This window comes from Phytohabitans kaempferiae, assembly GCF_042433955.1.
Taxonomy (GTDB): Bacteria; Actinomycetota; Actinomycetes; order Mycobacteriales; family Micromonosporaceae; genus Phytohabitans; species Phytohabitans kaempferiae.
The window spans coordinates 72105-95886 of the sequence record NZ_JBHLUH010000005.1 but is presented as its reverse complement, the minus strand read 5'-3'; the positions used below and the strand labels follow the sequence as shown (position 1 = coordinate 95886).

Annotated in this window: 26 protein-coding genes; 16 read left to right on the top strand and 10 right to left on the bottom strand. The window is 71.5% G+C overall.

The genetic code is table 11. The annotated features are described in order from the left end of the window. Positions 1-2: 2 nt before the first annotated feature. The 3 genes from ACFFIA_RS04885 (at position 3) to ACFFIA_RS04875 (ending at position 3561) form a co-directional block, all read left to right on the top strand. The gene (locus ACFFIA_RS04885) at positions 3-1031 is read left to right on the top strand and encodes an MBL fold metallo-hydrolase (protein ID WP_377245999.1); all 1029 of its coding nucleotides are present in this window, start codon (positions 3-5) and stop codon (positions 1029-1031) included. A gap of 82 nt (positions 1032-1113) precedes the next feature. Then, entirely contained in the window at positions 1114-2382 is a 1269-nt protein-coding gene (locus ACFFIA_RS04880; protein WP_377245996.1) for an asparaginase, read from the top strand. A gap of 72 nt (positions 2383-2454) precedes the next feature. Further along, positions 2455-3561, top strand: a complete 1107-nt coding sequence (locus ACFFIA_RS04875; protein WP_377245993.1) for a protein-L-isoaspartate O-methyltransferase family protein — start codon at positions 2455-2457, stop codon at positions 3559-3561. A 7-nt stretch (positions 3562-3568) separates the two neighbouring features. Here the strand turns inward: ACFFIA_RS04875 and ACFFIA_RS04870 are convergent, their stop codons facing one another. Next, positions 3569-5158 (bottom strand): phospholipase D family protein, encoded by a 1590-nt coding sequence (locus ACFFIA_RS04870; protein WP_377245990.1) that lies wholly within the window; start codon positions 5156-5158, stop codon positions 3569-3571. A 78-nt stretch (positions 5159-5236) separates the two neighbouring features. On the opposite strand from ACFFIA_RS04870, the gene ACFFIA_RS04865 reads away from it, so the two are divergent. After that, positions 5237-5362 (top strand): hypothetical protein, encoded by a 126-nt coding sequence (locus ACFFIA_RS04865; RefSeq protein ID WP_377245987.1) that lies wholly within the window; start codon positions 5237-5239, stop codon positions 5360-5362. Positions 5363-5412: 50 nt separating this feature from the next. Here ACFFIA_RS04865 and ACFFIA_RS04860 read toward each other — a convergent pair whose 3' ends face one another. The 4 genes from ACFFIA_RS04860 to ACFFIA_RS04845 all read right to left on the bottom strand — a co-directional run bounded on the left by ACFFIA_RS04860 (position 5413) and on the right by ACFFIA_RS04845 (position 8768). Beyond that, positions 5413-6405: a pirin family protein gene (locus tag ACFFIA_RS04860; protein ID WP_377245984.1), complete on the bottom strand. Its 993-nt coding sequence runs from the start codon at positions 6403-6405 to the stop codon at positions 5413-5415. A 12-nt stretch (positions 6406-6417) separates the two neighbouring features. Next, positions 6418-6882 (bottom strand): MarR family winged helix-turn-helix transcriptional regulator, encoded by a 465-nt coding sequence (locus ACFFIA_RS04855; RefSeq protein WP_377245981.1) that lies wholly within the window; start codon positions 6880-6882, stop codon positions 6418-6420. Positions 6883-6941: 59 nt separating this feature from the next. Continuing rightward, on the bottom strand, positions 6942-7802 hold the full coding sequence (locus ACFFIA_RS04850; RefSeq protein WP_377245978.1) for an NAD(+)/NADH kinase: 861 nt from the start codon (positions 7800-7802) through the stop codon (positions 6942-6944). 405 nt (positions 7803-8207) lie between these two features. Further along, positions 8208-8768 (bottom strand): hypothetical protein, encoded by a 561-nt coding sequence (locus ACFFIA_RS04845; protein WP_377245975.1) that lies wholly within the window; start codon positions 8766-8768, stop codon positions 8208-8210. A 122-nt stretch (positions 8769-8890) separates the two neighbouring features. Here ACFFIA_RS04845 and ACFFIA_RS04840 point away from each other — a divergent pair, with 122 nt between their 5' ends. Further along, positions 8891-9331: an Hsp20/alpha crystallin family protein gene (locus ACFFIA_RS04840; RefSeq protein ID WP_377245972.1), complete on the top strand. Its 441-nt coding sequence runs from the start codon at positions 8891-8893 to the stop codon at positions 9329-9331. 323 nt (positions 9332-9654) lie between these two features. Here ACFFIA_RS04840 and ACFFIA_RS04835 read toward each other — a convergent pair whose 3' ends face one another. Then, positions 9655-9807, bottom strand: a complete 153-nt coding sequence (locus ACFFIA_RS04835) for a hypothetical protein (protein ID WP_377245969.1) — start codon at positions 9805-9807, stop codon at positions 9655-9657. 258 nt (positions 9808-10065) lie between these two features. Here ACFFIA_RS04835 and ACFFIA_RS04830 point away from each other — a divergent pair, with 258 nt between their 5' ends. The 4 genes from ACFFIA_RS04830 to ACFFIA_RS04815 all read left to right on the top strand — a co-directional run bounded on the left by ACFFIA_RS04830 (position 10066) and on the right by ACFFIA_RS04815 (position 14375). Further along, positions 10066-11175 (top strand): hypothetical protein, encoded by a 1110-nt coding sequence (locus ACFFIA_RS04830; RefSeq protein ID WP_377245966.1) that lies wholly within the window; start codon positions 10066-10068, stop codon positions 11173-11175. A gap of 452 nt (positions 11176-11627) precedes the next feature. Continuing rightward, the gene (locus ACFFIA_RS04825) at positions 11628-12800 is read left to right on the top strand and encodes an NAD(P)/FAD-dependent oxidoreductase (protein WP_377245963.1); all 1173 of its coding nucleotides are present in this window, start codon (positions 11628-11630) and stop codon (positions 12798-12800) included. 29 nt (positions 12801-12829) lie between these two features. After that, on the top strand, positions 12830-13726 hold the full coding sequence (locus ACFFIA_RS04820) for an RNA polymerase sigma-70 factor (RefSeq protein ID WP_377245960.1): 897 nt from the start codon (positions 12830-12832) through the stop codon (positions 13724-13726). Between the two features lie 58 nt (positions 13727-13784). Beyond that, on the top strand, positions 13785-14375 hold the full coding sequence (locus ACFFIA_RS04815) for a DUF1684 domain-containing protein (RefSeq protein ID WP_377245957.1): 591 nt from the start codon (positions 13785-13787) through the stop codon (positions 14373-14375). Here the strand turns inward: ACFFIA_RS04815 and ACFFIA_RS04810 are convergent. Further along, positions 14372-14878, bottom strand: a complete 507-nt coding sequence (locus tag ACFFIA_RS04810; RefSeq protein ID WP_377245954.1) for a YflT domain-containing protein — start codon at positions 14876-14878, stop codon at positions 14372-14374. The two genes, ACFFIA_RS04815 and ACFFIA_RS04810, sit on opposite strands and share 4 nt — an antisense overlap. Positions 14879-14971: 93 nt before the next feature. On the opposite strand from ACFFIA_RS04810, the gene ACFFIA_RS04805 reads away from it, so the two are divergent. Genes ACFFIA_RS04805 through ACFFIA_RS04795 form a run of 3 tightly spaced genes read left to right on the top strand, consistent with a single transcriptional unit; the run spans position 14972 to position 17787 of the window. Next, complete coding sequence (locus ACFFIA_RS04805; RefSeq protein WP_377245951.1) at positions 14972-15631, top strand: glycerophosphodiester phosphodiesterase; 660 nt, start codon at positions 14972-14974, stop codon at positions 15629-15631. Further along, on the top strand, positions 15618-16574 hold the full coding sequence (ligD, locus tag ACFFIA_RS04800; RefSeq protein WP_377245948.1) for a non-homologous end-joining DNA ligase: 957 nt from the start codon (positions 15618-15620) through the stop codon (positions 16572-16574). Before ACFFIA_RS04805 ends, ligD begins: the two co-directional genes overlap by 14 nt. 28 nt (positions 16575-16602) lie before the next feature. Next, entirely contained in the window at positions 16603-17787 is a 1185-nt protein-coding gene (locus ACFFIA_RS04795; RefSeq protein WP_377245945.1) for a zinc-dependent alcohol dehydrogenase, read from the top strand. 9 nt (positions 17788-17796) lie between these two features. Here ACFFIA_RS04795 and ACFFIA_RS04790 read toward each other — a convergent pair whose 3' ends face one another. The 3 genes from ACFFIA_RS04790 to ACFFIA_RS04780 form a co-directional block, all read right to left on the bottom strand. Then, the gene (locus ACFFIA_RS04790; protein ID WP_377245942.1) at positions 17797-18381 is read right to left on the bottom strand and encodes a hypothetical protein; all 585 of its coding nucleotides are present in this window, start codon (positions 18379-18381) and stop codon (positions 17797-17799) included. 80 nt (positions 18382-18461) lie between these two features. Further along, positions 18462-19850, bottom strand: a complete 1389-nt coding sequence (locus tag ACFFIA_RS04785; RefSeq protein WP_377245938.1) for a glycoside hydrolase family 6 protein — start codon at positions 19848-19850, stop codon at positions 18462-18464. Between the two features lie 157 nt (positions 19851-20007). Then, positions 20008-20328, bottom strand: a complete 321-nt coding sequence (locus tag ACFFIA_RS04780) for an STAS domain-containing protein (protein WP_377245936.1) — start codon at positions 20326-20328, stop codon at positions 20008-20010. 178 nt (positions 20329-20506) lie between these two features. Between ACFFIA_RS04780 and ACFFIA_RS04775 the strand changes: the two genes are divergently transcribed. The 4 genes from ACFFIA_RS04775 to ACFFIA_RS04760 all read left to right on the top strand — a co-directional run bounded on the left by ACFFIA_RS04775 (position 20507) and on the right by ACFFIA_RS04760 (position 23583). Next, positions 20507-20863 (top strand): VOC family protein, encoded by a 357-nt coding sequence (locus tag ACFFIA_RS04775; protein WP_377245933.1) that lies wholly within the window; start codon positions 20507-20509, stop codon positions 20861-20863. 105 nt (positions 20864-20968) lie between these two features. Next, entirely contained in the window at positions 20969-22243 is a 1275-nt protein-coding gene (locus ACFFIA_RS04770) for a cellulose binding domain-containing protein (protein WP_377245930.1), read from the top strand. A 40-nt stretch (positions 22244-22283) separates the two neighbouring features. Continuing rightward, positions 22284-22517 (top strand): PI-PLC domain-containing protein, encoded by a 234-nt coding sequence (locus ACFFIA_RS04765; protein ID WP_377245927.1) that lies wholly within the window; start codon positions 22284-22286, stop codon positions 22515-22517. A 169-nt stretch (positions 22518-22686) separates the two neighbouring features. After that, positions 22687-23583 (top strand): mechanosensitive ion channel family protein, encoded by an 897-nt coding sequence (locus tag ACFFIA_RS04760; RefSeq protein WP_377245924.1) that lies wholly within the window; start codon positions 22687-22689, stop codon positions 23581-23583. Positions 23584-23782: the final 199 nt, after the last annotated feature.

Below are 23782 nucleotides of genomic sequence, written 5' to 3'. Positions count from 1 at the left end.
CAGTGAGGTTCGGACCCGCTGTTTTCGGTGGACGTCCCGACGCCGCCACGGTGGGCGGTTCCCCGCAGTACCGGGGCGGGCGGTTCCGCAACACCGTGGCGGCCACCGTGCTGCCCCGGGGCACGGCCCGCGCGGCCGCGCGGGAGTTGCTCTTCGGCAAGCAGGTGCGCCGACCCACCAGAGCGGTCCCGCTGGTCACGCCCGGTGCGGCGCCCGCCGAGGGCCTGCATGTCACCTGGTACGGGCACGCGAGCAGCCTGGTCGAGCTGGCCGGTCGCCGGGTCCTCTTCGACCCGGTGTGGAGCAAGCGCTGCTCGCCGTTCCCGTTCGTGGGGCCGCAGCGGCTGCATCCGCCGCCGGTGCCGCTCGACGCGCTGCCGCCGGTCGACGCGATCGTGATCTCGCACGACCACTACGACCACCTCGACCTGCCCACGGTGCGTGCCCTGGTGCGCACGCAGGAGGCGCCGTTCGTGGTGCCGCTCGGCGTGGGCGCCCACCTCGACCGCTGGCGCGTGCCGCGGGCGCGGATCGTCGAACTCGACTGGGACGACACCGCCGACCTCGCCGGGCTGCGGCTCACCGCCACAGCGGCGCGGCACTTCTCCGGCCGGCTCTTCGCCCGCGACCGTACGCTGTGGGGCTCGTGGGTCGTGGAGAGCGGCGGCCGGAAGGTCTTCTACACGGGCGACTCGGGCTACTTCGACGGATACGCGGCGATCGGCGAGAAGCACGGCCCGTTCGAGGTGAGCCTGGTCCAGATCGGCGCCTACAGCCCGGCGTGGCCGGATATCCACATGACGCCGGAGGACGCGGTGCGGGCACACGTCGACCTGCGCGCCGGGCTGCTGATGCCGGTGCACTGGGCGACGTTCGTGCTCTCGTACCACTCGTGGAGCGAGCCGGTCGACCGGCTGTGGCGCGAGGCGAAGGCGGCTGACGTGCGGGTCGCGATCCCACGGCCGGGGGAGCGGGTCGACGTGGCGGCCCCGCCGGTGGTGGACGCGTGGTGGCAGCCGCTCAGCGGCTGATACTAGATCAAGCTGATACTTGATCAACCAGTGCAATGCGGCGGCAACGCCGCTGAAATGAACCGCCTCCACGATCCTCCGCATGCCGAAGAGATCGTTTACGCGCATCGGTGCCCTCCTCCTCCCCGTCGTGTCGGCCGCGGTCACCGCGGCCGTCGTCGTCTCCGCGCTGGCCCACCCCTCCGCGGCCCCCACGCCGGAAGGCGAATCCACGTCCGTCAAGGTCGACGGCGTCGAGACCCTGACCAACATCGAGAGTGTCGCCTACACGCAGGCGGTCGCCTCCGCCAAGAACAAGAAGCCCAAGGTGACCGTCATCGGTACCGGCGGCACGATCTCCGGTGTGGCGACCTCGCGCAGCAGCTTCCAGGACTACCGCTCCGGGCAGATCGAGATCTCGGCCATGGTCGGCCAGCTCCAGCCAGAGATCGGGCAGGTGGCCGACGTCAGCACGGTGCAGTTCGGCAACAAGGGCTCGGGCGGCTACACGATCCCCGAGTTCCACGCGCTCACCCTCGCGGTGGAGAAGGCGCTCCGCTCCTCCGACGGCGTGGTGGTCACCACCGGCACCGACACGATGGAGGAGTTCGCGTACTGGCTGGACCTCTCCGTACGCAGCCAGAAGCCGGTCGTGCTCACCGGCGCGATGCGGCCCTGGGCGGCGCTCCGGCCGGACGGCCCGCAGGTCATCGGCGCCGACGGCCCGGCCAACCTCTACAACGCGATCGTGCTCGCCGCCAGCCAGACCACGTACTGCTACGGCGCGGTGCTGATGCTCGGCGACGAGTTCCACGCCGCGCGGGACGTCACGAAGACCAGCTCGTACCGGATGGACACGTTCCAGAGCCGCGAGTTCGGCGTGCTCGGCTGGATCGACGGCGGCAACATCAAGGTCGGCCGGGCGCCCTCCCGCGTGCAGGAGTGCGACGACCGCGCCAAGTGGTACACGCCCTTCAACCTCTCCAAGGTCGGCCCCGAGGCGCTGCCCCGGGTCGAGGTGGTGGTCGGCTACCAGCAGGCTGGTGGCGAGGCGATCACCGCGTTCGCGGACGCCGGGGTCAAGGGCATCGTCACCGCCGGTACCGGCGCGGGCGGCATCTCCTCGGCGCAGAGCGCGGCCCGTACGGCGGCCGCGGCCAAGGGCGTGGTCTTCGTGAGCACGACGCGCACCGGCTCCGGCTCGGTGTACGGGGGCAGCACGACCCAGCCGATCATCGCGGGCGACGACCTGCTGCCGCAGAAGGCGCGCATCCTGCTCCTGCTCAGCCTCGCGTTCGCCGGCGGCGACGTGGAGAAGGTGCGGCGCTGGGTCACCGGCCTGGGCAACCCGGAGTGGGACACCGCCCCCTGATCCGCTGCTCAGGGGCTCGGGCGGGGCGCCGCATGGCGCGCCGTCCGGCCCCGATGGCCTTACGGTGGTGTGATGGTCTCCTCGGTCGAGCGGCGCCGGCGGTTCGTCGACGCCCTGTGCCGCGAGGGGGCCATCACCCGTCCCGAGGTGGCGGCGGCGTTCGCGGCGGTGCCGCGCGAGGCGTTCGTGTCCGAGGGCTTCCAGGGGCGTGAGGGCGCGTGGGTCACGCCCGACGCGGAGGGCTTCCTGGACGCGGTCTACACCAACGACGTCCTCGTCACCAAGGTGGTCGGCGGGCGGGCGACCAGCTCCTCCAGCCAGCCCTCGCTGATGGCCGCGATGATCGAGGCGCTCGACCTGTCGCCCGGCACGCGCGTGCTGGAGGTGGGCGCCGGCACCGGATACAACGCCGCGCTCATGTCCGCCTGCGGCGCCCAGGTGACCACTGTGGACGTACAGCCGGACGTGGTCGAGCGTGCCGCGGCGGGCCTGCGCGCTGCCGGTGTGTCCGATGTGGACCTCCAGCTCGGCGACGGCTACGCCGGCTGCCCGGCGGGCGGGCCGTACGACCGGGTCGTCGTGACGGTCGGCGTCGCCGGTGCCGCGCCCCGCTGGCTCGACCAGCTCGCGCCGGGCGGCTTCGTGCTCGTCCCGGTCCGCCACGCCGGCCACCATCCGGTGTTCCGCGTCGCCCGCGTCGGCGACGGCAGCGTGGGCGCGGCGGCCGTGTGCCCGGCTGGCTTCATGCCCGCCGCCGGCCCGCTCTCCGCCCCGTACCTCGGCGCGCATCCGCTCGGCTCCGGCCCCCTGCCTGAGCCGGTGCTCAGCCGCCCGGCCCGCTTCGACCCGCCGCTCGACGCCTTCCGCTACCAGGACATGTGGTTCGCGTTCGGCGCCTGGGACGCCCGCACCACGTACGCCCAGCCGCCGGGCGCGGTCCACGGCGGCTGCGCGCTGCTCGACGAGGCCGGTACGGGCGGCGCCACGATCTGGCCGGACGGCACGGTGGAGGGGAGCGGCCCGCACGCCGAGCCGTACGCCGAGCGCGCCTCCGCTCTCGTCGACCGCTGGCTGGCGAGCGGCCGCCCGACCGTGCCGTCGTGGCGTGCCCGCCTCGCCCTCGACGGCGACCCGGCCCAGCCGATCTGGGTACCCCGCGAGTGGCACCTCGCCACCTGACGCCGGCCTACCAGGTCGCGCGGCGGCGGTGGCGGCGCGGCCGGCCGTCCGGGTCGTAGACCAGCCGGTACGCGGGCTCCGCCCACAGTTGGGTCAGCCGGGACAGCCGTTCCGGCGCGTGCGGCGTCAGCCGGCCCGGCGGGCGGGGGCCTCCGCGACCGTTCTCGTGCCACGCCGCCAGCGCCGCCGCGTGCGACCGTACGGCGGCGACCGCGTCCGCCGGGTCGAGCAGGTCGGCGTCCTCGCTGCCGTCCGGGGCGCGGTCGAGGTGCTCGCGCATCAGCCGCAGCCGCAGGTCCCGCGCGAAGACCCGGGCGCCGTCGCCGAGGCCCGCCGGGTCGGTGGGCGCGCGGTCGTCGCGGGTCTCGTCGAGCACCGCGCAGGAGAGTTCGCTGTCGTGGGTCCACGAGCGGCGGTTGAAGTTGTCGCTGCCCACGCTCGCCCACACGTCGTCGACCACGCAGACCTTGGCGTGCACGTACACCGGGTCGCCCTCGTGGTTCTCCACGTCGAACACGTGCACGCGGTCGCCGCCGGCGCGGCGGCACACCTCCAGCGCCTTGGCCCGTCCGACCTGGTTGGGCGGCCAGGCGAGCCGGCCATCCACGTCGGGGAAGCGGGGCACGATGGCGATCAGGTGCAGGTCGGGGTTGTCGGCGAGCGCGCCGGCGAAGAGGTCGGCCACCTCGCGGGACCACAGGTACTGGTCCTCCAGGTAGATGAGGCGCCGGGCCCGCCGGATCGCCTTCGTGTAGCCGCGGGCGACGGTGCGTTCACCGTCCGGCGCGAAGTCGTACCCGGGGCGCACCGAGGGGTACGTGCGCAGCACCTGCACCGCGTGCCGGCCGGTGGGCGGGGGATCGGGCGGCCGGGGCGGCAGCCGCCCGGCGGAGAGGTCGGCGCCCCGTACCTTGTCGCGCAGCCACGCCAACGGGCTGTGGAAGTCGAGCGGCGTCGGGTCGTCCCACCGCTCGCGGAACGACGTGTCCAGCGCGCCCACCACCGGCCCCGTCACCTGGAGCTGCACGTCGTGCCAGGGTGGACGGTCGCCGTACCGGACGGACATCCGCACCGCCTGCGGGTCGCCGCGGTGCTCGGCGTCGTCGCGGCGGCTGTGGCACAGGTCGATGCCGCCGGCGTACGCCACGTCGCGCTCGGGGCGGCCGGGGTGGCGCAGCACGACGAGCTTCTGGTGGTGCGAGCCGCCGCGGCGTACCCGCTGGTCGAGCAGCACCTCCCCGCCGGCCGCCGCGATCGTCTCGCCGAGGTGGCGGTTCTCCTCCTCGCTGTACTGCAACGCGTCCAGATGGGAGCGCCACATGAGGCCCTTGACCACCACGCCCCGCTCGGCCGCCCGGCAGAAGAGCTGGGCGACGGTCGGGCCGGCTGGGCGCATCAGCTCGTCCGGGTCGCCGCGCCAGTCGGTGAAGAAGAGGTAGTCACCCTCCGACATGGCCTCGACGGCGGTGACGAGGCGATCGAAGTAGGTGGAGCCGTGAATCAGCGGCTCGGCGGTGTTTGCCTCGGTCCAGGCGGGTATAGCGGACACGTCGTTATCGCGTTCCGGCGCGGTGAGGAACCAGTTCGTCAGCGGCACGAATCCGTGATTACCCAGGTGCGGGTGCCGCCATAACGTCAATGTGACCGAGCGGGAAAGTCAACAGGAGGTAGCACAGTGACCACCGAGTCCATCACCACCGAGCGGGCCGAGGCGCCTGTCGAGGCCGGCCGTGGCCTGCTGCTGACCGTGCTGCTGATGGTCGTGCTCGGCGTCGCCGGCATGTACCTCGTGTCCCTTTAGGAACCAGCCCCGGACCGCGCGGAAGCGGCGGTCCGGGACGTGCGAAATCCCTACGAAACGGGCGGCTGCTCGCCTCCCGAGTGCGGGACCCGCTCCGCGGGGATGACCCCCAGCCGGCCCGCCTGGTAGTCCTCGAACGCCTGCACCAGCTCCTGGCGCGTGTTCATCACGAACGGACCGTAGTGCGCGATCGGCTCGCGGATCGGCTCACCGCCCATGACGTACAGGTCGAGCGCCGGCGTGTGCGAGTCCTGCTTCGCGTCGGCGGTGACCCGCAGCGCCTCGCCCGGCCCGTGCACCGCCAACTGTCCAGTGTGGACGGGCCGGCGGTCGGTGCCGACCGTGCCCCGGCCGCCCAGCACGTACACCAGCGCGTTGTAGTCGCTGCGCCACGGCAGGTCGAGCGTGGCGCCGGGCTGGAGCGTGACGTGCGCGATGGTGATCGGAGTGTGGGTCGTGCCCGGACCCTGGTGGCCGTCGACCTCGCCGGCGATGACCCGGATCAGCGCGCCACCGTCGGGCGTGGTGAGCAGGCTCGCCTCGCGGCCGCGGATGTCCTGGTAGCGGGGCGGGCTCATCTTCTTCGCGCGGGGCAGGTTGACCCAGAGCTGGAGGCCGTGGAAGAGGCCGCCGCTGACCACGAGGTGCTCCGGCGGCTTCTCGATGTGGAGGATGCCGGCGCCGGCGGTCATCCACTGCGTGTCGCCGTTGGTGATCGAGCCACCGCCGCCGTTGGAGTCCTGGTGGTCGAAGACGCCGTCGATGATGTATGTGACCGTCTCGAAGCCGCGGTGCGGATGCCACGGCGTGCCCTTCGGCTCGCCCGGCGCGTAGTCGACCTCGCCCATCTGGTCGAGGTGGATGAAGGGGTCGAGCTCGGTCAGCGGCACGCCGGCGAAGGCCCGGCGGACCGGGAAGCCCTCGCCCTCGAAGCCGCTCGGCGCGGTGATCAGGCGGCGCACGGCGCGAAACTCGGTCGTGGCCGGGTCGAGCTGAGAGAGTCGGGGCAGGACGAGGACGTCGTCGACGGTGATGGCTGGCATGGTCTGTGCTCCTTACTGGGCCACGTGCTCGGCGCGCAGGCGCTCGCCGAGCCGGGTGAAGACGCGGGTCAGGACGGCGATCTCGGTCTCGTCGAGGTCGTCCACGAAATGGGCGCGCACCGAGCGGAGGTGGTGCGGCGCGGCCTCGCGCAGCGTGCGCAGACCCTCGGCCGTCAGCACGGCCTCGCTGCCCCGGCGGTCTGCCGGACAGCTCTCGCGGGCCACCAGCCCGCGCTTCTCCATCGAGCCGATCTGGTACGTCAGGCGGCTCGGCGAGAAGACCAACCGGCTCGCCAGCTCGCCCATCCGCAGCCGCTGGCCGGGCGCCTCGGAGAGCAGCACCAGCACGTGGTAGTCGGCGAAGGTCAGCCCGCTGTCGGTGCGCAGGTCGTCTTCGAGCTGGGTTATCAGCCGCTGGCTGGACTCGATGTAGGCCCGCCAGCCAGCCAGCTCGGTGGGGGAGAGCGGCTCGGCCATGCCTCCACGGTAGCTCTACTTAAAATCTGAAACAACTGCCGTGTGTCGCCGGACACGCACTACCAGGAGCGGTCGACCTCGGTGGAGCCGGTGAGCCGGAGCTTGCGCTGGGCCCGCTGGTAGAACGTGGTGTGCCCGAGCCGCACCACCTTTGCCGCGCCGGGCACCGCGGCGACCTCGACCGTGTCGCCGGGGCTGAGGCGGCCGGTGACCGATCCGTCGGCCTCGACCTCCAGGTCGCCGCTGGCGGCCAGCACGCGGAGCGTCACCTTTTCGCCCTCGGAGAGCACGAGCGCCCGGTTGTACGCCGAGTGCGGCGCCACCGGCGTCACGACCAGCCCCTGCGCGCGCGGCGAGACGATCGGGCCGCCGGCGGAGAAGCTGTATGCCGTCGAGCCGGTGGGCGTCGCCACGATCAGTGCGTCGGCCACGTAGTGGATGAACGGGTGACCCTCGACGAAGAGTTCGATCGCGGCCATCGGCCCGCCCGGGCGGCGGACGAGCGCGACCTCGTTGAAGGCCAGCACCTCATGGTCGCGGAAGCGCGAGCGCACCGCCGACCGCGCCTCGACCGTGAAGCGCTTGTCGTCGATCGCGGAGAGCGCCTCGGGGAGCTGTGGCACGTCGATCTCGGCGAGGAAGCCGAGGCGGCCGAGGTTGACGCCGAGCACCGGCGCGCGCCCGCCGCAGGCGAGGCGCATCGAGCGGAGCATCGTGCCGTCACCGCCGAGGCTCACCACGAGGTCGGACTGCTCGGCCAGCTTTTCCGCCGGGACGGGGGTGGCTCCGTCGGTGCGGGCGACCTCTTCCGGCAGCCCGAGGAGCGTCGCCTGGTGCCCGCGCACCCAGGCGCCGATGGTCGACATGGCCGCGCGGCTGTCACGCTGTGGATGCAGCACCAGCCCGACCGTGTGGATCATCGGGTTGTCCGGAAAGTCACGGACAAACGGTATCAGCGTGGGCCGACGGGGCGCCGGGGCAAAGTAGTGCCTCATCCGCCGTGAATACGTTGGATGGGCGGTTAGGGTTCGAGAGCGTGGAAGATCTGGATCTCGCAGGCTGGCGCGAGCAGGTGGCTCGCATGTACCTGTCCGGGCTCGACCTGGGCGGATTCCGCGCGGCCGGGACCGGTTGTTCGCCGAGCACAGACAGTCACCGATCCCGCCGGCCGAGCGACGCATGGCCCCGCGCTAGCTTCGCGGCGGCCCGGACCGCCGCGGCGTCGGTGACGACCGCTCGGTTGGCGTGAGGCTGGTCAGCTCATTGGTTCTGGCGAGCGGGCGTGTGTCGCGTTGCCGCCGCCGGTGTCCTTTCGGCTGTGGAGGCTAGCCGCTTGGGTGGGTCCGGCGCCGGCTTTGCTCGCCGTGCTGGCGAGCTTGGGCGCTGGCGCGGGAGATCTCTGCGACCCGGTCGGCGAGTCCACTGTGGCCGTTCGGGAGGTGTTCGTGGGTTGCCGCCAGCAGTGGCACAAGCGCTTCGGGCTCTTCGGAGCCGAGGGCGTCGTGTAGGCGGTCCAGGCTGGGCTGGGCCTGTTCACCAAGATCGGTGAGGCCGCTGACTTGTCCGGCCAGCTGTCGCAGGTCCGCGCCATGTGTGCGGGCCCAGGCGGTGGCGGCACGGTCGCCGGCCCGGCGGTCTCGGACGGCTTGGACCCGCTGGTCCTGAGTGGTGCCGGCTTCTTCCGAGTCGGCGCGCCGCAGTCGCAGGTATCGCTTTTCGGCGGCCTGCCTGCTGGCCACGCCGAGCGTCGGTGCCAACTGGGCCCAGCTCAGACCGCTGGCCCGCGCGACCTCAATCAGCTGCGGCTCCCATTCGTCCAGCAGTTCACGCAGCTCATGGAGGGTCGCGAGCGCGGCCAGAGCGCGGTCGCCGATCGACTCAGCCATCACAACCCTCCTGATCCTGTCGTCGTAACGATGACACAGGACTTGTCGTCGCTACGATGACATGCTAAACATTGTGTAAGCGCATTGACACCCTGTTGGTTGACAGATTGGGAGGTGAAGTCATGTTGATGCGCATTGACCCGTTCCACAAGCTGGACCGGCTCACCCAGACACTCCTCGCCGGCAATCCGTCCGGCACATGGTCCCGGCCCGCCGCGATGCCGATCGACACCTACCGTGCCGGCGACGAGTTCCTTGTGGCATTCGACCTGCCCGGCGTCGCCCCGGATGCGATCGAGATCGATGTCGAGCGCAACGTGCTGACCGTGCGGGCCGAGCGCCGTCCCCCCGAGCTCGGCGACAGCGCGCAACTGCACCTGTCCGAACGTCCGCTGGGGGTCTTCTCCCGTCAGCTGCTGCTCAGCGACGCCCTCGACACCGATCGCATCCAGGCCAGCTACGACAACGGTGTGCTGCTCGTCCGGATCCCGATCGCCGAGCAGGCCAAGCCACGCAAGGTCGCCGTAACCTCCGCGACTGACCGAAAGGCGATCCACGCCTGACAGCGTCGGCCGGGCACCAGCGGTTCGCTGTTCCGGCCCCGCCGGGTGCGCGGTGGTGACGATGCCCGCCGAGTTCGACGAGCTGATCACGGCGCCTCCCCGGCAACGTCACCACCCGCACCCGCCACGGCAGCGGCGTGATCCTGCTCGGCGTGCTCTTCGTCGTCGACGCTCTCAGTAGCCGGCGGCGCACGACCCGACCGCTCAGCCGTCGTCTCCCATCACCGGCCGTGGCGGTCCGAACCGCACACCACCCACCGTCACAAACCGTCACTCGAAAGGCTCAGCCATGTATGCCTGGTGGAGGCTGACCCCTCCACTTCTCACGACTTTGCGATCCGTGACCGCCGCCGCAACTCGCGTGGCGTCCTGCGGATGAACAGCACGTCCTCGTCGGTGAACTCCTCGGCTTCGCGCGGGTCGGTCAGCGCCAAGCCGAGCACTTCGTAGGGGAGGATGCTGCCCTTGCGCCACATCCATACGCCGCACCTTGCCGCCGGGCAAGGTTGGCGGTCAACGGTCAAGGCCGAACCCTGGCTACAAATGTCGCGCGGCAGCGTCAGCTTCTCGCCCTGGCCCCGTGCCGCTTTGGCCAGTCCCGGCGTGCTGTTGCTCGACGAGGCGACGGCGGCCCTCGAACCCGCCGCGGAGGCTGCCGTGGCCGACGCCGTCGCTCGCCTCGGGCGCGGGCCACCACCGCGACCGCGTGCATCCATGGTGGAAGATCAGAAGCTATGAACGACCGAACGACCTGGCCGGCTGACCCGCATCAGGTGTGGGCGGAAGCCACACGGGCAGCGGTCACGCACGACGTCGACCTCGATCGGGTACCGGGGCCGCCCATCGACACGCTGGAGGACTTCGCGCGACGGGTCGACGTGCCCAGGACCTACCTCGGCGCCGGGCTCATCCTGGGGCTGTTCGCGGCGACGGCCGCGCTCGGCACGCTCGGCGCCACGGTCGGAGGCGGCCTCGACACAATCCGGCCGTGGGGTCCACTGGCCGGGATCGCGGTCGCCATCGCGCTCACCGTCGCCGCCGTGGTCGCCATCCGGCAGGGCCGACGCGAGCATCCCGAGCAGATCCGTGCCCAGCACCAACGCTACCTGTCCAACCCCGCGCCGGTGCTCGGGCAGGTGTACCGCACGTCGTTCGTCGTCCCCGCTGGTGACGGATGGACCCCGGTCGTGCTGGTCCTCGATGACCGCCTCGGCGACGAGCGGGCCGGCCGGGTCCACGCCGCCGTCGCAGCCTGGTGCGGACGGCTCGGCACCGACAAGAAGGCCCTGGAGGCAGCGCAGCGACTCTTCGGGTCACGCGGGATCGTGGCTGTCAGCGAGATATTCGGGGACGAGGCCGACGGCGGCTACCTTGCCCGGGAGCCGCACTGGCAGCCCGGGTGGCGGTTGATCCTCCCCAAGGTGGCCAGCGGCGAAGCCGAGGAGGCCAATTGCGAAGCCGAGGTGCTGACGGTCCGGGACCCCGACAAACCTCCCCAGGTCGAGCCACTCCGCCTTCCCCGCGCCTCGACGGTGCTCGACGTACTCGCCACGATCGCGATCGTCGTCGGTGCCGCGATCGCCGGCTGGCGGTTCAACGCCTGGGCGACCAGCGGCAACTACTGGTGGGACGCATGTGCCGACGACTTCTGCGCTACCGGGCACGACATCCGGCTCCTCGTACTCGGCGGCCTGACCATGCTGCTCGTCATGGGCGGGGCAGTCGCACCGCCGTGGTTCCACCGTCGCCGACTCCGCTTTCTCTGGGCGCTGCTGCTCATCGCCCTCGCCGCCGCCACGCTCGTCCTGAGCGCCTATCTCGCCCGGACCCATCCCATCGAGTAGCCCCGGGCCTGCCGCACGGCCCGGCCAGCGCCCGCTCCCACGGACGGCAGGACGCCCTGTGAGGTCGGGCACGGAAGGCGGCGACCCCGGTCAGGGCTGTGTGGGACCAGTACCGGGCAGGTCGAAGCCAGCCCCGCAAGGCGAGCAGGCCAGGCCGATCTCCCGAAGCTAGCCGTACAAGGGCCCATGCCACATGCGGTTTCTGTCAGGGATCGGGGTGCTGTTCCGCACAACTCCGCGGAGAGCGCGCCCATCCGCCTCGCCCGCCTCGCGGCAGCACGAACCTGACAGGCCGCTGATCACCCAGTGGTGACCGGACGCCGAGGCGTCTGGAGAATTTGTCAGCCGAACGTCGGGCGTGAGCCGGGGCCGAGTGACCCGTCTCACGAGCCGTTATGCCAGCTCCTCGAGCGGTGTCTTGTGGCTGAACACCGAGGTACGAGGGAGACCCGATGACGGACAACAACAGGGTGGTCGTGGTCGGCGGTGGATACGCCGGTGTCATGGCGGCCAACCGCCTCACCCAGCGCGACGACGTGAGCGTGACCCTGATCAACCCGCGGCCCAACTTCGTTCACCGCATCCGCCTGCACCAGCTCGTCGGCGCAACCGGCGACGCGGTCGTTCGCTACCACGACATCCTGGCCGACCGCGTGCGGCTGGTGGTCGACACCGCCAGCCGGATCGACGCGGCCGGGCGCACCGTTTTGTTGGCGAACGGCGGCACGGTGCCCTACGACTACCTCGTCTACGCGGTGGGCAGCGGCAGCGCAGTCCCGAGTGTGCCCGGAGCAGCGCAGTACGCCCACGGCATGGCCGGCCTGGAAGAGGCACAGCGGCTACGGGCGGTGCTCGACACCACACCGACGATGGCCGTGGTGACGGTGGTCGGAGCCGGCGCGACAGGCATCGAGGTCGCCGCCGAGCTGGCAGCAGAGGGCCGAACCGTGACGCTCGTCTGCGGCAAGGTACTGCACCCGTATCTGCATCCCCGGATCCGCCGCAAGTTCGCCAAACGGCTGACCAAGCTCGGGGTGACCATCATCGATGGTCCTGGTGCGAAGGTCACCGCGGTGCGCCGCGAAGCCGTCCTGCTGGCCGATGGTCGCGAGCTGCCCAGCACGGTGACCATCTGGACGGCCGGGCTCAGCGTCCCCGACCTGGCCGCCCGCAGCGGGCTCACTACCGACACGGCCGGACGCCTGCTGACCGACGAGACACTCACCAGCATCGACGACGCCCGCATCGTCGCCGCCGGGGACTCGGCCGCACCGTCGGACATGCCACTGCGGATGAGCTGCCAGGCCGCCAATCCACTCGGCGCGCATGCGGCCGACACGGTGCTCGCGCGGATCGGGGGCGGACAGCCCAAGACCATCGCCATCGGATTCTTCGGGCAGTGCGTCAGCCTGGGGCACGGCGTCGCCACCGTACAGATCGCCTCGAAGAACGACATTGCCAAAGGTTTCGCTGTCGGCGGCTTCCTCGGCGCGAAGATCAAGAGCAGCAGTTTTTCCGGCCTGATCGGGCACCTGGCGGATGAGGCGCACAAGCCAGGCTCCTACACCTGGAAGTTCCGGGACGACAGCCGTAATCAGCGGCTTCAGGCGCTCGCTGCCCGCTGAACCGACCATCGAAAATTGAAGGTCTTGCCGTGGATACACCGCCCGCCGACCCCGCCACCGAAACCTTCGTGGCCCACCGGAATCTGCTGTTCACCGTCGCCTACGAGATGCTCGGATCGGCGGCCGACGCCGAAGACGTCCTCCAGGAAACATGGCTGCGCTGGGTCAAAGTCGACCTGGCGCGGGTCAGCGACCAGCGGGCCTACCTGGTGCGGATCACCACCCGACAGTCGCTCAATCGGCTACGGAGCATGCGGCGCCGCAAGGAGGCGTACGTCGGCTCCTGGCTGCCGGAGCCGCTGCTCACCACACCGGACGTGGCCGACGACGTCGAACTCGCCGAAAGCATGTCCATGGCGCTCATGCTCGTCCTCGAAACGTTGACGCCCACCGAACGCGCCGTGTTCGTCCTCCACGAAGTCTTCGACATCAGCTACGACGAGATCGCCGCCGCCCTCGACAAAACTTCCTCAGCGGTCCGCCAGATCGCCTACCGCGCCCGCCAGCACGTCGACGCCCGCCGCCCGCGCCAGGTGGTCCCGGCCAGCCTGACCCGGGCAGCACTGGACTCACTGCGGCACGCGATCGAAACCGGGGACCTGCAACGCCTGCTCCACGTGCTCGCCCCAGACGTCGTCCTGGTGGCCGACGGCGGCGGCATCAAACAGGCCGCGCTGCGGCCCGTCATCGGCGCCGACAAGGTGGCCCGCATGTTCGTCACCGGCATCGGCAAGGTCGACAGCATCCTCACCGCCGAGCCCACCGTGGTCAACGGCAACCCATCACTGGTACTGCGCCTGGACGGCCAACTCGACGGCATCCTCTCCGTCCACGTCCAGGACACCCGCATCACCGGCCTCTACTACGTCCGCAACCCAGAAAAGCTCACCCGCGTCGAGTCAGCGATCCCGCTCACCCTGCGATGAACACCGCCGTCGCCCTGGACCCATTAGGTAACGGGTGTGGCGGCTAGTCTTCGAAAGCGTGGAGGATCTGGATCTGGCGGACTGGCGCGAGCAGGTCGCGCGCATGTACCTCTCCGGGCTCGACCTGGGCGAATTCCGCGTGGCCCGCGACCGGTTGTATGCCGAACATCCACAGTCACCAATACCGCCGCGCGAGCGCGCGACCTTCGCCGGTCTCCGGTACTTTCCGCAGAACCCGACCGCGGTGGTCGAGGTGCCCCTGGAACCGGCGGAGGGCACGCTGGAGATCGACACCGGTGGGCCAGATGGCGCGGTGCGATATCGGCGGGTTGCCCGGGCGCTGACGCCGTGGGGTCCGCTGACGCTCTTCTGGATCGAGGCGTACGGGGGCGGGCTCTTCCTGCCGTTCCGCGACGGCACGTACGGGTCGACGACGTACGGCGCGGGGCGCTACCTCACCGATACCGTGAAGGGCACCTTTGGCCGGGGCGTGGTGCCGCTGGCCGGCGACCGGGTGCGGCTCGACGTCAACTATGCGTATAACCCGAGCTGCGCCTTCAGTGATCGGTGGGCTTGTCCGTTGGCCCCAGAGGAGAACCGGCTCGCCGACCCGATCGAGGCCGGCGAGCTGGCGTACCACCACGCCTAGCCGGCGCCGCTGGCCTGCCAGTTGAGGCGGGTGAGGAGCTGGCGGGCGGTGTCGGCGTGCTCGGCGTCGACGGTCACCGCGTACTGCGCGGCCTGAAGCCTGCTGGTCGAGGTGAAGTCGCGGCGGCCGCCGGTCAACGCGTGGGCGATCGCGCCGAAGACCGCGCCCCACACGCCGCCGATCAGCACGCCGGCGATGATCACGCCGACCCAGTTGGACTCGCTGAAGAGGCCGAAGAGCAGGCCGATGAAGAGGCCGAACCAGGCGCCGGTGGCCGCCCCCGCCAGGCCCGCGCGGACCACGGTCATGCGGCCCAGCACGTTTTCCACCAGCCGCAGATCGGTGCCGATGATGGCGGCGCGCTGGACCGGAAACTGGTTGTCGGACAGGTAGTCGACCGCGCGCTGTGCGGAGGGGTAGTCGGGGTAGCTGGCCACGGTGACCGTGGGGCGGGCGGACGACTGCTCCCCACCGACCGGCGGCCCTGTCCAGGATGTGGTCATGAGAGCCTCCTCGGACCTGTTCGGCACCAGCGTGTCACCTGGTGCGGTTCCCCGTGGCCGGATCGGACAAACGCGACCGGGTTACGGTGAGCCATGCCCCCGCTCATGGCGATCGCCCACCGCGCCGGTAACGACAAGGCCGGTCTCCGGGCCGCGCTCGACGCCGGAGTCGACCTGGTCGAGGCCGACATCCACCTCTTCCGCGGCGCGCTGGAGGTACGCCATCTCAAGACCCTCGGCCCGGGTCTGCTGTGGGACAAGTGGATGCTCGTGCGGCGGCGCGCCACCGTACTCCCGGAGCTGCACGAGGTCCTGGCCGCGGCGGAGGGCGACCATCGCCTGATGCTCGACCTGAAGGGTCCGGCGGCGGCGCTGGCGCCGCGCGTCGCGGCGCTGCTGCGCGAGGTGGCGCCGGACGCGCCGATCACGGTGTGCACCAAGCAGTGGGGGATGCTCGACTCGTTCGACGACCCGGTGCGGCCGGTGCTCTCCGCGAGCAACCGCGTGATGCTGCGGCAGTTGCGCGCGCGAGTGCGGCGGCGCCGCGCGTACGGCGTCTCGATCCGCCGCGAGCTGCTCAGCCCCGCGGTCGTCGCCGAGCTGCGCGAGTCGGTCGAGGTGGTGATGGTGTGGCCGGTCGATACGCCGGCCGCGCTCGCGCACGCCCGCCAGCTCGGCGTCTCGGCCGTGATCAGCAAGAACCTGGACCTGCTCCGCGAAGTGATGGCAGGGTGGGGCGATGGGAGCCGATGAGGAGCGGGACGGCGTCGCACTGACCAACCTGGACCAGCCCCTGTTCGAGGGGGCCGGCGCGACCAAGCGCGACCTCGTCGACTACCTCGACGCGATGCGCGACCGCATCATCCCGGTGCTCCGCGACCGCCCGCTGTCGGTGATCCGGATCCTGCGCGGGCAGGACGCGTTCATGCAGAAAAACGTCCCCAAGTACACGCCCGACTGGGTCCAGACGGTCACGCGCTGGGCCGACGCCTCCAAGCGCGAGGTGCGGTACGCGCTCTGCAACGACCGCCGCACCCTGCTGTGGTTCGGCAACCAGCGGGCGATCGAATACCATCCGGCGCTCACGCGCGGCGAGCGGTGGGACGCGGTCACCGACCTGATCCTCGACCTCGACCCGCCGGAGGGCGAGGCGTTCGACCAGGTGGTGGCCGCCGCCCACCTCGTGCGGCAGGCGCTGGCCGAGGCGGGGCTCGCGGGCGCGGTGAAGACCAGCGGATCGAAGGGCGTGCACATCTTCGTACCGGTCGACGAGTCGGTCGACATCGTCGACGTGGCGGCCGCCACGCGCGCGCTCGCCGCCCGCGCCGAGCGGATCGACCCGGCGATCGCCACCACCGCGTTCATCAAGGGGGACCGGGCGGGCAAGGTCTTCCTCGACTCCACAAGGGCCGGTGGCGCGACGGTCGTCGCGGCGTACAGCCCTCGGCTGCGGCCCGGGCTCCCGGTGTCGTTCCCGGTCGCGTGGGAGGAGCTCGACCGGGTCAAGCCCGCCGACTTCACCGTCCACACCGCCCCCGGGCTGCTCGGCGACGCCGACCCGTGGGCGGAGCGGATGCCCGCGCCGCAACGGCTTCCCGACGACCTCGTCGCCGAGGGACACACGATCCCCATCGCCCGCGTGCAGGCGATGCACGAGGGCAAGCGCCGGGCCCGCGCCCGTCGAGGCGGTGTTTGAGAGGTACGACCCGGGGAAGGTTCCTGTCATGCGAGCAGTTACCTGGCAGGGGCGCCGCGAGGTGAGCGTCGACAGCGTGCCCGATCCGACCATCGCGGCGCCCAACGACGCGATCATCCGCGTCACATCGACCGGCATCTGCGGCTCGGATCTGCATCTCTACGAGGTGCTGGGTCCGTTCATGGGCAAGGGCGACGTGCTCGGGCACGAGGCGATGGGCGTCGTCGAGGAGGTCGGCCCGGAGGTGCGCACGGTGGCGCCCGGCGACCGGGTCGTGATCCCGTTCCAGATCTCCTGCGGGCACTGCTACATGTGCGGCCAGGGCTTGCAGACACAGTGCGAGACCACGCAGGTGCGGGAGACCGGGATGGGCGCCGCGCTCTTCGGGTACACCAAACTGTACGGCGAGGTGCCCGGCGGCCAGGCCGAGTTCCTGCGCGTGCCACAGGCCCAGTACACGCCGATCAAGGTGCCGCAGGGGCCGCCCGACGACCGTTTCGTGTACCTCTCCGACGTGCTGCCCACGGCCTGGCAGGCGGTCGAGTACGCGAACATCCCGCCCGGTGGCAGCGTGGTCGTGCTCGGCCTCGGTCCGGTCGGCGACATGTCCGCGCGGGTCGCGGTGCAACGCGGCGCGGGCCGGGTCATCGGCGTCGACCTGGTGCCCGAGCGCCTCGACCGGGCACGCGCCCGCGGCATCGAGGTGATCGACCTGCGCGAGACCGACAACCTGGCGAAGGAGATCCGCGGTCGCACCGACGGCCGCGGCCCCGACTCCGTCATCGACGCGGTCGGCATGGAGGCGCACGGCTCCACCGCCGCCAAGCTCGCCCAGCAGGTGGCCGGCGTCCTGCCCGACGCGATGGCCACCAAGGTGATGGAGCGGGCCGGCGTCGACCGCCTCACCGCCCTGTACTCGGCGATCGACATCGTCCGCCGCGGTGGCACGATCTCGCTGATCGGTGTCTACGGCGGCGCCGCCGACCCGATGCCCATGCTCACGCTCTTCGACAAGCAGGTGCAGCTGCGCATGGGCCAGGCCAACGTCAAGCGCTGGGTCGACGACATCGTGCCGCTGCTGGCCCGCGACGACGACCCGCTGGGCGTGGACACGTTCGCGACCCACCGGCTGCCGCTGGCCGAGGCGCCGCGCGCGTACGACATGTTCCAGAAGAAGCAGGACGGCGCGATCAAGGTGCTGCTCCGCCCGTAGCCTGGCGGGTCAGGCCTTGGCGGCCTCCGCGTCGAAGCGTTTGCGCAGGTCGCGCATCTGGTCCTCGTCGAGTAGCTCCTGCAACGCCGCCTCCTGGTACGGCGCCGGGATGATCGCCCGGACCCGGTCGGGGAAGCCCAGGCCACCTTCGGCGACCTTCACCACCGGCGGCTCGGTCAGCTCCACCGACAGCGGACCGGAGAGCTTCTGCGCGTAGTCCCACGGCCGGCCCGGCTCGATCACGGCGCAGAAGTGGTAGCCGTAGAACACGCGCACCTCGGCGACGGTGGTGGCGCTGGTGGGCTCGAAGCCGAGCGTCTTCGCGGCGCACAGCACCTTGCTCTCGCCGACCGTGTGGTGGCCGTGTCGGTGGTGGTCGGTCGGAGTGGCCTGCTCGAACATGGCGGCGACCCGGTCGGCGAGCTGGTTTTGCAGCGTTGGCGGGCGGGACGAGCCACCGGTGCCGACGACCCGCAGCAACACCGCCGCGACGGCGACGGCGACCACCACCACCGCGACGGCGATCCACCGGGCACGGCCACGGCTGCGCGGCGGGGTGTCGGCCTCGGGGGCGGCGGTGAGGTCGGCGGTCATGTCGGCACCGTCCAATCTGGAGGGACCTGGTGGTGGCCCCGCACCACACCGCGCGGGGCCACCCTTTCAGGAGAGGTACATCAGGTGCAGGCGTTGCCGTTCAGGGTGATCGCGGTCGGCGTGCCCAAGGTGCCGGTGCCCTGGAAGCCGGTGCTGACCGTGCCACCGGTGGGGATGGAGCCGTTCCAGCCGGCGTTGCCGACCGTGATCTGCGTGCCGGACTGGCTCCAGGTGCCGTTCCAGCCGTTGGTCAGGCGCGTGCCCGAGCCGACCGTGAAGCGCAGCGTCCAGTTGGTCACCGCCGAGCCCCGGTTGGTGATCCGCACGTCGGCCGTGAAGCCACCGTTCCACTGGTTGGGGACGTAGACCACGCTGCACGAACCGGTGGGCGGCGGGCCCGTGGTCGGCCCGGTCGTGGGCGGCGTGGTGGGCGGCGTCGTGGGGGGAGTGGTCGGCGGGGTAGTGGGCGGCCTGGTGGTCGGCGGGGTGGTGACCGGTCCGGCCGCGATCGCCAGGTCGTACGCGCGCTGCGGCACGAACTGGCCGGCGCCGGCGATGCAGCCGTCGGCCTCGCCCGGCAGCTTGATCCAGAGGAACGCGTCGACCGCCGCATCACCGGTGTTGTTGGTGCTCGGCACACCGATCGCGCGCCCCGGCGGGTCACACCACTCCGAGCCGGCCGGGCCGTTGCCGTTGCGGCTGGTGTCGAGCACCATCTTGAGGTTGCTCGCCCCGATGGCGGCGAGGACGCTCTTGCCGTAGGGGATGAGCTCAGAGTTGGCCCGGTAGTTGGAGACGTTGAGCGAGATGCCGTGCGCGCTGTTGACGATGTCGGCGGCGACCAGCCGGCGGGCGTTTTCGCTGGCCGAGAGCCACGCCGAGTGGGCCGCGTCGAAGTAGACACGGGCCTGGGAGGAGCCGGCCCTGAGGCGCTTGCCCGCGTAGGCCATCGAGGCGGACGTCTCGGCCTGCTGCGCCGCGCTCTGGCAGTCGCTCATCAGCGCGAGCACGTCGGGCTCGAGGATGATGGTCGCCGGGCGGTTGTTGAGCCCGGCCGCCACCTCGTCGACCCACGCGCGGTAGGCCTGGTGGCTGGGGGCGCCGCCGGAGCTCGCGCCGCCGCAGTCGCGGTTGGGGACGTTGTAGACGACCAGGATCGGGATCTTGCCGGCCGCCGCGGCGGCGCCGACGAAGGCGTCCACCTGCCCGCGGACCGTGGAGGTGTTGGTGGTCGTGAACCACCGCGCCTGTGGCACGCTCGCGATGCGGTCGCGGATGACCGCCGTCTTCGAGTCGTTGGGGTTGGCGGCGACCCAGCGGGCGGCGTTGGTGTCCGGATCCACATAGAAAACGGAATCGGCGGCGGACGCGGCCTGCGGCTGCAGCAGCCCGACGCCCACCGCCGTCGCTGTGGCCAATGCTGCGGCGGCAGCCGCGCCGATGGCGGAGAGCGCGGATCTCCTGCGCATGCGGGGACTCCTTTCCGGCATAGAGCTTCCTCGTTGGAAGCGCTCCCATGGACATCGATTACCGTACGGCCATGTTGCGCGGATGTGAAGACCCCGCGTCGAACCGCGTTCACCGCGTTTCGAAAAAATAGATGTGCGTGGATCTCTTCTGCGCGGGTCAGCGGTGCAGCAGGGCGCTCCCGGGCAGGCCGGCGGCGCGGAGCCGGCGGGCGACGACGCTGGTGGGCCGGTGCACGACCACGGAGACCGCCCGGTCGCCCGCCACGTCGCACCCCGCCACCACGGCGCCCACGCCGAGCGGGTCGACCCAGCCGGCATCGCGCAGGTCGACGACGAGGCGAGGGGAGCGGACCCGGAGCAGGGCATGCCGGAGAGCGCGTCGCAACTGTGCCGTGGCCGCCTCGCTGACATTGCCGCGCACCTGCACGACCATGCTGCCGTTGCTCGCGACCCGGGTGCGGACCAACGCTCCGACCACGCCGTGCCCTCCCCAAGCGGGTGTGGTTTTCGCCTACCGGCCACGGTACTGGCCGGTCATTTCACCGGGACATCGGCAAACGGTCACCGTACGGCAACGATCACACCAATCGGGAGACTGTCGTACCCCGGAGGCATCATCGGGCGGTCCGGAAAGCAGGAGAGAAAGCGAGAGCGTGATGATCGGTCGTTTGTCCTCAGTGGTGCTCGACTGCCCCGAGCCGCACGTGCTGGCGCGGTTCTACTCGGAGCTGCTCGGCCTGCCGATCACGCGGGTCGACGGCGGCTGGATCGACATCAGCGACGGCGCGACCACGCTGAGTTTCCAGGAGGCGCCCGAGTACGTGCCGCCGCGCTGGCCCGACCCGGCCCATCCGCAGCAGTTCCACCTCGACATCACGGTCGACGACATCGACGTGGCGGAGCCCAAGGCACTCGCGCTGGGCGCCCGCCCGCTGCCGTTGCAGGAGGAAGAAGAGGTGAGCTTCCGGATCTACGCCGATCCGGCCGGCCATCCGTTCTGCCTCTGCTGGTAGGCGGGCCGGGGCCGCGCGAGGTCGCCAAGACCGCCCGCGATCCCGGGCCGGTCTTGGCGATTAGGGGGTTGCGCCCGATATGAGCTGCACACATATAGTCGCGGCGTGACGGCAGATCCCAAGGCGACGCAAGAGGCGGTCGAGGCGTCCATCCCGCGCCAGCGCGACGCCGGCGTCATGGGATACGTCGCACAGTTCCAGCAGTTCGACGACAGCATGACCGGCCCCGCCACAGCCGGCCCCGCATCGCCTGGCCCCGCCACGGGCGGCGGCACCTCAGGCGGTGGTGCGCCGAGCGGTGGCGCGCCGGCAGCGGTCGAGCCGGCGGAGCAGGCCGGCGGCGGTCAGCCGGGCCGGGTTTCCGCGCCCAATCGCGCCCCCGCGCTCGACCGCGTGCCGGCTCCGCGCCGCGCCTCCGCCGCCGAGCGCGCCGGCCTGGTCAGCGGCGCGCCGGCGGTCGCCCCGCGCAGCCGAGGAGCCGGCGGCGGCAGGACCAGCGCCGACCCGACCAGCGCCGACCCGACCACCGCCGACCCGACCACCGGGGACACCGCGAGCGCCGGCACCGCGAGCGCCGAAAACACGAGCGGTGACAACGCGAGCGGCGGCGGAGGTCCGGCGGAGCCGCCGGTGTCCGGGGGCGGGGATCGGGGCACCGGGGGCGACGGATCGCCGAGGGCCGGTGACGCGCGGCCCGTACCCGGTAAGGAAGGCCGACCGCCGTGGACCCGCACCGAGGTGGGTCTTGCGGTCGCGTTCGTGGTGGTGGCCGCGGTGGCCATCGTCGGCGGGGCCTTCGCCGTGGTGGCGGCCAACCGGCCGCCGACCGGGCAGGTGCCGCTGCCGCTGCCGACGGTCGAGGCGGCGGGGGAGCGAGGGGCGTCCGAGCCGGGCGAGCTGCCGCCGCCGGAGGAGGCCGGGCCGGCGGTCGAGCCGGCGCCGGACACCGCGCCGGGCGGCGGCGAGCGGCCGGACACGCCCTCCGGTGGCGAGAGCCAGCCGGCGGGCACCGCGCCGCCCTCGCCAGAGGCGTCGAGCGCGCCCCCGCCGGCGGCGGCCGAGCTGGTCGCGCGATACGAGCGAACGGCCAACACCGGGCTGCTCGGGCTCACCGGCTACCGGGGCAAGGTCACCATCGACAACCGCGGGGAGGGCGCGGCGACCGGCTGGACCGTCACGCTCAGCCTGCCCGCCGGCCAGCGCGTGGAGAGCGTCGACGGTGCGGTGGCGCGGCAGGATGGCGCGCTCGTGATTTTCACGCCGATGGCCGGGAGTGGCGAGCTGGCGGCGGGCGGGGCGGTCGCGTTCACGTTCGATGTGCCGGGGCTGCTGGCCGGTGAGCCCACCGGTTGCGCGATCGACGGACGCCCCTGCGAGTAGTCAGCTTCCTGTTCACCCTGAGCACGCGCACCGGAGCGACGTGCGGCTGAACATCGAAACCAAGATCAGCCCGACCGTGGCCGACACCGCGCCCTTTGATGTTTTCACGCGCCTTCTGGTGTTGTCTGTGCGGAAGGCGGGCCTGGTCGACCGGGTCACCATCCAGTCCTTCGACTGGCGCGCGATCCTCCTGGCCCGCGAGCTCGGCCGCCGCATCGACACGGTGGCACTGGTCTGGCAGTACGGCGTGGCGATCCGCAACGGCCTTCGCTGACCCATCCCGAGGAAGCCCGCCTCGATGGGCGGGCTTCCTCCATTTCCGGAAGTGTTCAGGACGCGACACGGCTTTTGTCCGAAAAGCCGGCTAAATGCCTACAAGGAGGTGCATGATCTGAGTTGACGCTCAATATCGGAACGCACGTTCTGCCTACTGGAGGCACCAAATGTCCGAGCCCTTGGCGGTGCGGCAAGTCGACATCGACGGCGCACTCACCGACATGTGGAGATCCGTGTTCGTCTTCCTCCCCAAGGCGGTCGCCTTCCTGGCGATCCTCTTCGTGGGCTGGATCGTGGCGCGCTTCATCCGCCGGATCGTCCACAAGGCGCTGAAGCGGGTCGGCCTCGACCGCGCCATCGAGCGGGGCGGGATGGGCCGCGCGTTCCAGCGCAGCAAGTACGACGCGAGCACGATCGCGTCCCGCATCGTGTACTACGCGCTCCTGCTGCTCGTACTCCAGATCGCCTTCGCCGTCTGGGGTCCCAACCCGGTCAGCGCGCTCATCACGAGCGTCGTGGCGTGGCTGCCCAGGGCGTTCGTCGCGATCGTCATCGTGGTGGTCGCCATCGCGATCGCGAACGCCGTCCGTGACCTGGTCAGCGGCGCGCTCGGCGGCCTCTCGTACGGCAAGCTGCTCGCCACGCTCGCCTGGGCGTTCATCATCGTGCTCGGCGCCATCGCCGCCCTCAACCAGGTGGGCATCGCCACCACGGTCACCACGCCGGTGCTGATCGCCGCGCTCGCCACCATCGCCGGCATCCTGATCGTCGGCGTGGGCGGCGGCCTGGTCCGCCCGATGCAGCAGCGCTGGGAGGGCCTGCTCGACCGGGCGGCGACCGAGTCGCAGGTCATCCGCGAGAAGGCGCAGGCGTACAACACCGGCCGCGACGACGCGGGCCGGCAGATGGCCGACCGCGCCGGCGAGGCCGCCCCGATGGCGATGCCGGCGATGTCCGGCACGGCGCCGGGCTCTGGCACGGTGGCGCCTGGCGTCTACCAGAGCGGTGAGCCGATGCCCCCGCGGGCGAACGACGAGACGCAGCGGATCGATCCTCAGCAGTAGAACGCCCTTACCGCGACCGGCGCCGGGATGCTCCTGTGGGGGCGCCCAGCGCCGGTCGCCGTTGGACGGCGGTCCCGCCCCGCGAGAGTTCACCCATTATGGGGTCAAGAAATCGTCACGGACGCGTGAGTGGGCGGGTTGTGGACCGTGGAGGTGCGACCGCGGGAGCGGTGGTCCGGACGGCGCGGTAGCCCAAATC